General features: G+C 76.1%; 8 protein-coding genes and 1 pseudogene. 5 read left to right on the plus strand and 4 right to left on the minus strand.

Annotation, left to right across the window (positions count from 1 at the left end):
* Positions 1–1,828 (plus strand): hypothetical protein (locus ACFWEK_RS12105; protein WP_430554205.1); only part of this gene is annotated, 1,828 nt, incomplete at its 5' end.
* Entirely contained in the window at positions 1,825–3,030 is a 1,206-nt protein-coding gene (locus ACFWEK_RS12110; protein WP_430554206.1) for a glycosyltransferase, read from the plus strand. The genes ACFWEK_RS12105 and ACFWEK_RS12110, both read left to right, overlap by 4 nt.
* Here the strand turns inward: ACFWEK_RS12110 and ACFWEK_RS12115 are convergent.
* The 4 genes from ACFWEK_RS12115 to ACFWEK_RS12130 are packed head-to-tail and all read right to left on the minus strand — an operon-like array spanning position 2,978 to position 8,701.
* Positions 2,978–4,171: a glycosyltransferase gene (locus tag ACFWEK_RS12115; protein WP_430554207.1), complete on the minus strand. Its 1,194-nt coding sequence runs from the start codon at positions 4,169–4,171 to the stop codon at positions 2,978–2,980. The genes ACFWEK_RS12110 and ACFWEK_RS12115 overlap by 53 nt on opposite strands.
* A complete protein-coding gene (locus ACFWEK_RS12120) occupies positions 4,168–5,193 on the minus strand; it encodes a glycosyltransferase family 4 protein (RefSeq protein ID WP_430554208.1) in 1,026 nt (341 codons plus the stop codon). Before ACFWEK_RS12120 ends, ACFWEK_RS12115 begins: the two co-directional genes overlap by 4 nt.
* Positions 5,190–6,659 (minus strand): O-antigen ligase family protein, encoded by a 1,470-nt coding sequence (locus ACFWEK_RS12125; protein WP_430554209.1) that lies wholly within the window; start codon positions 6,657–6,659, stop codon positions 5,190–5,192. The genes ACFWEK_RS12120 and ACFWEK_RS12125 overlap by 4 nt, the downstream gene beginning before the upstream one ends.
* Positions 6,656–8,701, minus strand: a complete 2,046-nt coding sequence (locus ACFWEK_RS12130; RefSeq protein WP_430547281.1) for a glycosyltransferase — start codon at positions 8,699–8,701, stop codon at positions 6,656–6,658. The genes ACFWEK_RS12125 and ACFWEK_RS12130 overlap by 4 nt, the downstream gene beginning before the upstream one ends.
* Positions 8,702–8,897: 196 nt before the next feature.
* Between ACFWEK_RS12130 and ACFWEK_RS12135 the strand changes: the two genes are divergently transcribed.
* The 3 genes and pseudogenes from ACFWEK_RS12135 to ACFWEK_RS12145 form a co-directional block, all read left to right on the plus strand.
* Positions 8,898–9,932 carry an NAD-dependent epimerase/dehydratase family protein gene (locus ACFWEK_RS12135; RefSeq protein ID WP_430554210.1) on the plus strand — a complete coding sequence of 345 codons (1,035 nt, stop codon included), beginning with the start codon at positions 8,898–8,900 and terminating at the stop codon, positions 9,930–9,932.
* Complete coding sequence (locus tag ACFWEK_RS12140; protein WP_430554211.1) at positions 9,929–11,260, plus strand: methyltransferase domain-containing protein; 1,332 nt, start codon at positions 9,929–9,931, stop codon at positions 11,258–11,260. The genes ACFWEK_RS12135 and ACFWEK_RS12140 overlap by 4 nt, the downstream gene beginning before the upstream one ends.
* Positions 11,257–11,510: pseudogene (locus ACFWEK_RS12145) on the plus strand (hypothetical protein); the annotation flags it as partial. The gene ACFWEK_RS12140 and the pseudogene ACFWEK_RS12145, both read left to right, overlap by 4 nt.

The following is an 11,510-nucleotide window of genomic DNA, read 5'->3' on the forward strand; positions in this document are numbered from 1 at the left end:
GAACACCTTGCCCTCACCGAACTCGAAGTGGCAGTCCACGTCGACCTCGTCGCCCGCGTGCAAGTACCTCCTGATCGGGTCGGTCGTGCTCGCGCTGGCCGCCGCGTGGGTGTACGCCGACCGCAAGCCCGAGGTGTTCGAGGCGACCGCGACGGTCCAGATCAACGCCGTCGAGCTGGGCGACAGCACGTCGCCGGCGGCTACCACCACGAGCGTCGACACCGACCCGGGGCTCGTCGAGGCGCCCGGTGTGCTCCAGGTGGTGGCCGAGGGCGTGGCCGCGGGAGCGGACCCGAAGGCGCTCGCCGCCCAGGTCTCGGGAGCGTTCGACGCCTCCACGCAGGTCATGGCGGTCACCACCACGGCGGGCGCCCCGGGCGACGCGGTCGCGCTGGCGAACGCGGTGGCGTCCGCCTACGTCGACAGCCTGCCCGGGGTCATCGACGACCAGATCGCCGAGATCGACGCCCGCCGCGACGCGCTGCGGGGCCAGCTCGACGCGGTCGACAAGCAGGTGAAGGACAAGCCCAAGGACCCCCTGGCGGGCGCGGAGCGCTCCACCATCATCGACCAGTACCAGACCCTGTCGGCCAGCAGGAGCACGCTCGAGTCGATCGTGACGCCCGCCCAGATCCTCACTCCCGCGACCGGTTCCTCAGCCGTCGTGGTGGGGCTGCCGCGGGCCAGCATCGTCCTTCTCGGCGCGCTCGCCGGGCTCGCGATCGGGGTCGGCCTCGCCCTCGCCCGCCGGGCCCTCGACTCCCGGCTGCGTGGCCGTGCCGACGCCGCGGCCGCGGCCGGCGTCCCGGTCCTCGCAGAGCTCTACGGGGTGACCCGGGCCGCCAAGTCGTACCGCCGCACCCCGGTGCTGCCGATCTCGAGCCGGGTCGCCTCCCCGTTCACCGAGTCGATCCGGGAGCTGCGCACCGCCCTGCACGTGGCGATGCAGGACCGCGAGCACGCCGTGGTCGTCGTGACGGCCACCGACCCGCACGCGCCGCGGCCGTTCATCGCCGCCAACCTCGCGGCGTCGTGGGCCATGAGCGGGCGGGCCACCGTCGCGGTGTCGGGCGACCTGCGTCGTCCGGACCTGGAGGACCTCCTGCCGCGCCCGAACGGTCCGGGCACCGGTCCGGACGGGTTGCGTCCCACCCAGGTGCCCAACCTCCGCTTCCTCGCCCTCCACGACCCGACGATGGACCCTGCGGACTACCTGGCGACGGACCGGGTCCGTGCGACCGTCGAGGCGGCGCGGGACGCCGGCGAGGTGCTCGTCATCGACGCGCCGCCCGTGCTGGCGGCGGCGGACGCCACGATCCTCGGCGCCTACGCGGACTGCGTCGTCCTCGTCGCCACCGCCGGCCGGACCGCGCGGAGCGTCCTCGCCGAGGCGGCCGAGCGGCTGCGCATCAACGGCGTACCGCTCACCGGCGTCGCGCTGGCCGGGGTGAAGGGCGACAGCCGGATGGTCTACGCGTCGACCTACGGCGAGCCCGTCGAGTCGGACCCGTCCGACGGTCCGTCCGCCGCGGTGCCCGACCCCGTCGACGAGACGGCGGACCGCACCCCGAGCGGTCCGCAGGGCACGCCGGACGACCGGGCGCCCACCGGCTCGGACGACGACGCGTCCCCGGCCCCGGCGCGCGACGAGTCAGGCCCCGCGCGGGCCGTCACGCCGCCGACGCCGGTCCGCCCCCCGGCGTTCCCGCCCACGGGGGTCCGGGTCGCGACCGTGGCCGCGCCGCCGTCCGCGGAGCAGGAGCCGCCGACGCCCGCGCAGGTCGCGCCCACGATCGGCCGGCTGCTGCGGACCGCGCGCTCGTCGTGACGGTGCCACCGGGCGCTGCCGAGCGGCCGCTGCGCGTCGTGGTCGTCGACCACACCGCGGCGCTGGGCGGCGGGGAGCTGGCGCTGCTCCGGCTGGCCGCGGAGCTCGACCCGAGCCGCGTCGAGCTCCGCGCGGTCGTGCTGGACGACGGCCCGCTCGTCGAGCGGCTGCGGGCGGCCGGAGTGCGGGCGCTCGTGGTCCACGCCGGGGCGCGGTCGCGGGGCATGGACCGGCACGCGCTCGGCGGCTCCTGGCGCGCGGTGCTCGCGGTGGGCGAGACCGCCCGGCTCGTGGTCCGGGTGGCCGCGGTGCTCCGGAGCGCGGACGCCGACGTCGTGCACACCAACTCGCTGCGCGCCGACGTCGTCGGGCTCCTCGCGGCCCGGTGGTGCCGGGTCCCGGTGGTGTGGCACGTCCACGACCGGATCGCCGACGACTACCTCCCGCCGGTGGCGGTGCGGCTCCTGCGCGCGCTGGCCCGCCGGGGCCCGCGCGCGGTCGTCGCGAACTCGGAGGCGACGGCCCGGACGCTCCCGGGGGTGCGCGACCTCACCGTCGCGCACCCCGGGTACGCGCCGGACCAGGCGGTGCCCGCCTACGACGACCGGGTGCCGCCGGAGCGCCCGGTGGTGGGGCTGGTCGGCCGGCTCAGCCCGACCAAGGGGCAGCTCGAGCTCGTGCGGGCCGCGCGGACGGTGCTCGACCGCCGCCCCGACGTGCGCTTCCGCCTGGTCGGGGGCGCGTTGTTCGGGGCCGACGCCTACGCGGACGCGGTCGACGCGGAGATCGACCGGCTCGGGCTGCACGGCGCCGTCGACGTCGTCGGGTTCAGCGACGACCCGGCCGGCGAGCTCGACCGGCTGTCGGTCTGCGTGCACGCCTCGCCCGTACCCGAGCCCTTCGGGCAGGTGGTGGTCGAGGCGATGGTGCGCGGCGTCCCCGTGGTCGCGACCGACGCGGGCGGCGTCCCGGAGATCGTCCGGCCGCCCGGCCGGGACCTGGGCCTGCTCGTCCCGCCGGGCGACGTGGAGGCGCTCGCGGCCGGGCTCCTGGCCGTGCTGGACGACCCCGGCGCGGCCGAGCGGCGCGCCCGGGCGGCGTATGACGACGCGACCCGGCGGTTCCCCGCCCGCGGGACCGCGCGGGCCCTCACCGAGGTGTGGGAGCGGGTCGCCGGACGGCCTCGACGACGTCGGACATGAGGGCCACCTGGCGCACCCAGGTGGGGATGGGCTCGGGGTCCGTGCCGCTGCCCTCGTCGAGCGGCGCGGCCGGCCCGCGCGACGGCTCCGCGAGCGCGTCCCGGACGGCGGCGGCGAACCCCTCCGGCGACGCGACGGCGACTCGCGGGTCGGCGGTGTCGCGGAAGCCGGCCACGGGCGTCGACACGACGGGCCGCCCCACCGCCCGGTACTCGTAGAGCTTGAGCGGGTCGAGGCTGTCCGTGAAGTCGTCGACGACGTGCGGGACGACGAGCGCGTCGGCGTGCTGGAGGTACGCCGGCACCTGGTCGAACGGGCGGGCACCCAGGACGGTCACGCCCGCCCGGCGGAGCCGCTCGACGTCGGGCCGCTCCAGCGAGACCGGGCCGACGAGCACCAGGGAGCCCACGCCGTCGAGGGCGCGGGCGGTGTCCTCGCACAGCCCGACGTCGAGCCGGTCGGCGTGCAGCGTGCCGACGTAGACGGCCGTCGCGCCCGGCGGGAGGTCCGCCGGGCGAGCCGCTGGGCGCCGGTACCGCTCGATGTCCACACCGTTGGTGACCAGCACGACCGACCGGGCGTCGGCCTTGCGGGACGCCAGGGTGGGGGAGCAGACGGTGACGGCCGCGGCGTGCTCCACCAGGTACCGGTCCGACTCGGCGACGCGGCGGGACTCGGCCGGGCCGCGCGTGGCCGCCGTCCAGTCGTCGGTGACGTCGTACAGGGTGGGCCAGCCGCTGACGCGCGCCAGGGTGGCGCCGTACGGGTCGTTGACCCACAGCACCGGTCTCGCGAGCCCGAGGCGCCGGGCGGCCCGCACGACGACGGCCGCGCGACGCTCGTCGCCGTGCGGCGCGACCCGCCGTGGCAGCAGCTTGGTCGGCTCGAGCAGCCAGAGGCGGCGCGGGCCGACGCCCTCGACGTCCGGGGCGGGCCGGAGCCCTCGACCGGGCCGCGGCCGGGCGCCACGGGTCACGGCGTGCACAGGGTCGCTGACCGGCTCGACGAAGAGCACCCGGGCCGACGGGCGTTCGCGCAGGAGACCGGCGACGAGGTACTGGTTGCGCCGCCAGACGTCGTCCCACGGCTCGAGCGACATCACGACGATGTCGGGGCCGACGGTCTCGCGGACCGGTGTCACGACAGCACCTGCCGGTACACGCGCTCGGTGGCGGCCGCCTGGCGTGCGACGGAGAACTCGGCCTGCTGCCGGGCCTGCAGGGCGGCGCCGTAGCGGTCGCGCCGGCGGGGGTCGTCCGCGAGGGCGCGCAGCCGCCGCCCCGCGTCGTCGACGTCCCCGGTGGCGTACAGGCCGGGTCCGCCGGCGGAGCCGAGGGACTCGACGTGCCCGCCGGAGCCGTCGGCCACGACCGGGACGCCGCTCGCCATGGCCTCGAGCACGCTCAGCCCGAAGCCGTCGCCGGGGGTCGGGGCGAGGAAGAGTCCCGCGTCGGCCAGGAGCGCGGGCACGTCGTCGCGGTGGCCGAGGAGATCGACGGCCCCGTCCAGCCCGAGCTCGCTCACGAGCTCCTTGGTCGCCACCTCGAGCGAGCCCGACCCGGCGACCCGCAGGCGCCAGCCGCGGTCGGCGAGCCCCGACGCCGCGAACGCCCGGACGCCGGAGTCGACCCGCTTCTCCGGCTCGAGCCGGGACGCGATCAGCACCACGGGCGACCGGAGCGCCGCGCCGCGCGGGTGCGGACGCTCCTCGAGGCCTGCGACCACCACCTGGCTCGGGCCGTCGATGCGGTCCTGCACGAAGGCGCTGATCGCGATCTGGGCGGCGACGGTGCGACGGATCACCGGCGCGGCGACGCGGCCGGCGGCGCTGCGCCCCCGGACCAGGGCGAAGTGCCGCGTCACGACGAGCGGCACGCGGTGCAGGAGCACCCAGGGGACGAGGCACGCCGCGATCTCGCCCGCCGTCATGTGCGCGTGGACGACGTCCGGCTGCGGCCCCCGCACGAGCGAGCGTCGCGCCCGGGCGACCGTCGACCCCGGCCTGAGCTCGACGTCGTCGCCGACGACGGCGCGCATCGGCTCCTCCGCACCGCCCACCACCGCGACGACGTGGCCCGCCCGCGCCTGCGCCCGCGCGAGGCGCGCGACGTGGGCCTCGACGCCGGCGTACGCGTCCGTCACGACGACGTGCGTGATCCTCATGAGCGGCCACCGGGGAGCAGGAGCTCCTCGCCCTGCGCCGGGACCCGCTGCTCCACCGGGGCCAGGGCGGCTCGCGCCGCGCGTCGACGGACGCGCGCCGGCCGGTCGTCGAGGAGGGGCGCTCCTGGCGCCTTCGCGAACCCTTCGGCGCCCAGGCAGACCCCCACGAGCAGGAAGGGCAGGGACACGATGATCGCGACCCAGAACTGGTCGAACTGGCTCGCCACGAGGCGCGACGCGAGCAGGGCGACGGCGAGCGTCCCGAACCGGCGGTCCATCCGCCACGCGACCACGAGCGTGCCCAGCATGAGGACCGCGAACCCGGCGAGGCCGACGATGCCGACCGAGGACAGCACCTCCGCGACCGCGTTGGGCGGTTGGAACCCGAGCTCGGGCCCCACGGTCCACCAGCGCAGCCCGGCGCCGAACCACAGGTGCTCCCGCCAGACGTCGAACCCGCCCTCGATGCCGACGGCGCGGAACGCCGTGGAGTTGAACGGGTCGTCGCCGGAGAGGTCGTCCTGCACCCGGCTCGCGACGAAGATGGCGGCGGGGGCCATCGTGAGCAGCATGAGGATCGGGGTCTGGCGGCGTCCGCGCCCGGCACGCAGCGCGAGCACGATGAGGCCGACACCCAGGCCGACGATCGCCTGGCGCGACTGCACGGCCATGAGCGCGAGCACGAGCAGGTAGAAGGCCGGCACCCGGAACCAGGCCGGCCACCGCAGCCACGGCTGACGGACGAAGACGAGCAGGGCGACCGAGGCGAAGATCGGGCCCGCGAGGTTCTTGTGCAGCTCGAACGGCCAGCTCGGGTAGACCGGCGACACGTCGCCCTGCGCGAGCTGCACGGCGGCGGTCGCGCAGGCGTCGAGCGCGATCGCGAGCACGAACACGGTCAGGAGCGTCAGCCCGAGCGTCGCGTGCCCGGACCGGCCCACCGCCCAGCCCACGACCAGGGCCCCGCCCACCAGCAGCCACGCGTGGAACCACTCGATCGAGTTCTGGGCGAAGGGGGTGGCGACGACGGCGAAGAGCGTCGCGAGCTGGTACACCGCCGACAGCCAGAGCATGGACCGCAGGGCGGGCGTGAACGGGCGCGGTGAGAAGAGGACGGCGACCCAGAAGGTCGCGAACAGGGTCACGTCGCCCAGCGACATGTTCAGGGAGTCCCCGCCCACCCGCTCGGCCACGACGAAGGTGGGCATCGCGACCACGGGGACCAGCGAGGGGTCGTAGAGCATCACGCAGGCCAGCACCGCGACGGAGGTCACGGCCACCCCGAGGGTGAGATCGTGGGCGAGCACGTAGGTCGCCGCGAGGACGACGACGCCGAGGACCGCCGCCCACGTCGCGACGCGCGTCGTGGACAGCAGGCTCGACACGATGCCCGTCTTCATGCCCGTCCGCGGCTCCCCGCTCGTCCGCGGGCGCAGGTGGTGGGCGCCGGTCCCGCCGGCGCTCACGACGGCACCGCTTCGCGGTCCTCCAGCGACGCAGGCCCGCCGAGGTACGCGCGCAGACGCCGCTGGGCGTGCTCCCGGCGGGGCCCGCGCAGCGCGGCGGAGCGCAGCACCGCACCTGCGACGAGACCGGCACGGGCAGCGGTCCAGCCGGCCGCACCGTAGTGCTTGCGCAGGTAGCGCTCCTGCGACGCGTGGAAGTGCAGCTCGCGGACCCGGACGTCACCACCCGTGCCCGCGCCCTCGTGCACGACCTCGGTGGTGGGCACGAGGGCGTGTCGCCAGCCCTGCCGGTCGGCCCGGTACGCCCAGTCGGTCTCCTCGGCGTAGAGGAAGAACCGCTCGTCGAGCCCGCCGACACCGCGCAGCGCGGCTGCGCGGATCAGCAGCGCGGAGCCGATGACGAAGGTGCGCTCACGCGGCAGCCGGAGCCGGCCGAGGCCGGCGGCCTCCAGCCATGCCCGCGCCGGAGAGGGGAACGGCCAGACGACGCGTCCCGGTCGGCCCGCGCCGTCGACCTGCGAGGGGCCGACGCTCGCCAGCCCGGGGTCCGCGTGCAGGGCCTCGTGGAGCGTCGCGACGGTCTCGGGCCCGACGACGGCGTCGGGGTTGAGGAGGAACACGTCCGCTCCGGGGTCCTGCCGGTGCGCGAGCGCCACGTTGACGGCCGCCGCGAACCCGAGGTTGCGCCCGGGGTCGTGGTAGGCGGCGCCGAAGACCTGGGCGAGCGCGCGGTGCCGCGGGTCGGACGAGTTGTCGACCACGGTGATCGGAAAGGCCCCCGCCAGTGGCTCGAGCGCGGAGCGCAGCAGGTCGGGGTGGCCGTAGGCGACGACCACCACCTCGACGCGGGGGGCCGGCCGACCTGCCGTGCCCTCGTGCGCGGCCGGACCGTGGTCGCGTGCCGGCGCGCCGAGGGCCGCCTCGTAGACCGCGCGGTACCGACGGGCGACCTCGGGCCACGAGCACTCGCGTGCACGATCGAGCCCGGCCAGGCGCAGCGTGCGCGCGGTCCGCGGGTGGGTCGCCTGCCGGATCCCGTCCAGCAGTGCATCGGGTTCGTCCGGTGCCACGAGGACACCGGCGCCGGCGACGAGGTCCGGCACGGAGCCGACGCGGGTCGCCACGACCGGGGTGCCGCACGCCATCGCCTCGACCACCACGCGGCCGAACTGCTCGGCCAGGCCCGGGGCGTGCCTCGACGGCACGACCAGGACGTCCAGCCCGCGGTAGAAGGCGGGAAGGTCGTCGGTGTCGAGAGGGCCGAGGAAGTCGACGCGGTCGCCCCACGGGGCGGCGATCCGCCGCAGCCTCGCCTCCTCCGGACCGGCGCCCGCCACCACGAGGTCCAGCGCCTCGTCCCGGGCGACGGCCGCGAGGAGCACGTCCACCCCCTTCTGGGCGGTGAGGCGCCCGGCGTACCCGACGCGCACCCGTCCCGGCGTGCGCGGCCCGGCCGGCCGTCTCCCGAGCTCTGCTTCGTCGGCGGGAGAGAACACGGTGGTGTCGAGACCGAGCGGGATCCGCTCGACCAGCCCCCGGGCGCCCTTGTAGCGCACGATACGGGCGGCGTCGTGGTTGCAGGTGACGACGGCGGCGGCGCCGCGCAGCGCGGCCGCCTCGAGCGCCCGGAACGGCCACGGGTACCGCTTGAGGAGGTTCTGCGCGGAGTAGAGGAGGTACGGCGCGGGGCGGGAGCGCCGCCCGCGCGCCGCGTCCACGAGCCGCCGCGCGGCGCGGACGCCCAGGATCTCGGCGGTCGCGAGCGCCACGGGCTCCTCGTGGATGTCGAGGACGTCCCACCGCTCGCCGAGCACCCGCCACAGGGCCCGCGGGTCGTAGAGGAACAGGGCGGGGTGCCGGCCGAACGTGCGCGCGGTCTCGAGCTCCTCGTCCGGCGAGGGCGCGGGGCGCACGTCGCGGCCGCCCTCGTCCCAGACGGCGGCCGTGAGGACGCGGACGTGGTCGCCGCGCCGGCGCAGCTCGGCCTCGCGGCCGCGCCAGGCGTCGACCACCGCGCTGTGGGAGATGCGCAGGATCCTCATGGCTCCCGATCCTCGCCGCCGGGGTGCGGCCGGGGAACGTCGCAGGCCCGGAATCACCCGGGTGACGAGGCTTTTCACCCCGGGCAACCCTCACGGTGGGAGGAGGTCGCTGGTTAGCGTCGAGGCGGCGGTGAAGCCACCGGCCCGCGGGACTCCCTGCCCGCGGGACCGGCCGGACGACGACGGGGGACGGACCATGCGAGTGCTCGTCGATGGTGACCGCGGATACGTGGGTGCGGTGCTGGTGCCGTTCCTGCAGGCGGCAGGCCACGAGGTGGTCGGCCTCGACGCCGGCTGGTACGACGGCTGCGACTTCGGGCCCCCGGTGACGGGGTACGAGCAGCGCACCGGCGACGTCCGGGACGCGCGGCCCGAGGACCTCGCCGGCTTCGACGCCGTGATCCACCTCGCGGCCATCTCCAACGACCCGTTGGGGCACCTCAACCCGCAGGCCACCTACTCGGTGAACACCGACGGCGCCGTACGGATGGCGCGCGCGGCGAAGGCGGCCGGGGTGACCCGCTTCCTGTTCTCGTCGTCGTGCTCCCTGTACGGCGCGGCGGGCGACGAGCCCGTCGACGAGGGCGCCGAGTTCCACCCCGTCACCCCGTACGGGGAGTCGAAGATCCAGGCCGAGCGCGGCCTCTCCGCGCTCGCCGACGACGACTTCTCGCCCACGTTCCTGCGCAACGCGACCGCGTACGGCTCGTCGCCGCGGCTGCGGGCCGACATCGTGGTCAACAACCTCACCGGCACGGCGTTCACGCGCGGCGAGGTGCGGCTGCAGTCGGACGGCTCGCCGTGGCGGCCCCTCGTGCACGTCGAGGACATCGCGCGGGCGTTCCTCGCCGGGCTCGAGGCCCCCCGCGAGGTGGTGCACGACCGGGCGTTCAACGTGGGCCGCGACGAGGACGTCGTCCAGATCCGCACCGTCGCCGAGCAGGTCAGCGAGGTCACCGGCGCCCCCGTGACCTTTGCCGCGGGGGCGGGGGCCGACACGCGCAACTACCGGGTCGACTTCACGCGCATCCGCACCGAGCTCCCTGCCGCTGCCCCGCGCTGGACGGTGCGGGACGGGATCAGGCAGATCTGGCAGGACGTGCACCGGTTCGGCCTCACCACCGACGACTTCGAGGGCCCGCGCTTCGTGCGCCTGCACCGGGTGAGCGAGCTCGCCGCGGGCGGCGCTCTCGACCTGGAGCACCTGCGCACCACGGCGGTGCGGGCATGACCGCCGTGTCGGCGGCGCGGCACGCCGCCACGCCCGAGAGATCCGCCGCGCCCGAGGGGGCCACCGTGCCCGCGCCGTCGTGCCGGCTGTGCGGCGCACCCCTGACCCGTACCTTCGTGGACCTCGGGATGTCGCCGCCGTGCGAGACCTACCCCACCGCCGAGCAGGTCGACGGCCCGGAGGCCTTCTACCCGCTGCACGTGCGGGTGTGCGAGCAGTGCCTGCTGGTGCAGCTGCCCGCCTACGTGCCGGCGGAGGACATCTTCGACGACTACGCCTACTTCTCGTCCTACTCCGCGTCGTGGGTGGAGCACGCGCGGCGGTACGTCGACGACGCGGTGGACAGGCTCGGGCTCGCCCCCGAGCGGTCGTTCGTCGTCGAGGTCGCGAGCAACGACGGCTACCTGCTGCAGCACGTCGTCGACCGGGGGATCCGCTGCCTCGGCATCGAGCCGTCGGGCAACGTGGCCGCGGCCGCGGTCGAGCGGGGCGTGCCCACGGTGGTGGAGTTCCTCGGCGAGGAGACGGGGCGGCGCGTGCGGGCCGAGCACGGCCCGGCCGACCTCGTCGTGGCCAACAACGTCTTCGCGCACGTGCCGGACATCGTCGACTTCTCGCGCGGGCTGCGGCAGCTCGTCGCCGACGACGGGCGGGTGTCGATCGAGATCCCGCACCTGCTGCGCCTCGTCGAGGGCAACGAGTACGACACGATCTACCACGAGCACTACAGCTACCTGTCGCTGCTCACGACGCAGCGGGTGCTGGCCGCCGCCGGCCTCACCGTGGTGGACGTGGACGAGCTGCCCAGCCACGGCGGCTCGCTGCGCACGTGGTCCGTGCCGACGCCCGCCGGCGCACCGGCCGGCGGCGGGCCCGCGCCGTCCGCCGCCGTGGCGCGCGTGCTCGCCGCCGAGGCCGCTGCCGGCCTGCACACCGTGGAAGGTCACGCCGGCTTCGCCGAGCAGGTCGCCGCCGTGCGCGACGACGTGCTGCGCTTCCTGCTCACCGCCCGCCGCGAGGGCAGGCGCGTGGTGGCGTACGGGGCGCCCGGCAAGGGGAACACGCTGCTCAACCACTGCGGCGTGCGCCCCGACCTGATCGAGTTCGCCGTCGACCGCAACCCGTACAAGCACGGCCGGTTCACGCCGGGCATGCACCTCCCCATCCACGCGCCCGAGGCGCTCGACGCGGCCCGGCCGGACTACGTCGTCGTCATGCCGTGGAACCTGCGGCGGGAGATCTCGGCCCAGCTCGCGCACGTCGCCGACTGGGGAGGCCGGCTGGTGACGTTCCTGCCGCGCCTCGAGGTCTTCGAGCCGGGCACGTGAGCGCCGTCGTGCCGGGCTGGCGCTGCCGGTGGTGCCGGTCGGACCGCGCCACCGTGGTGCTCGACCTGGGCTCCCAGCCCGCCGCCGACCTGTTCCCCGAGCCGGAGGCACCCGCTCCTGACCCCGTGCACCCGTTGCGCATGGTGATGTGCGACCGGTGCCGCCTGGCCCAGCTCGAGGAGGACCCGACAGGTCCCGAGGAGCCGCTCGGCGTGGAGCCTGCCGCCCTCGTCGCGCAGGCGCGGGCGGG

The sequence above is a fragment of the Isoptericola sp. NPDC060257 genome (genome assembly GCF_042726645.1).
Taxonomy (GTDB): domain Bacteria; phylum Actinomycetota; class Actinomycetes; order Actinomycetales; family Cellulomonadaceae; genus Isoptericola; species Isoptericola nanjingensis.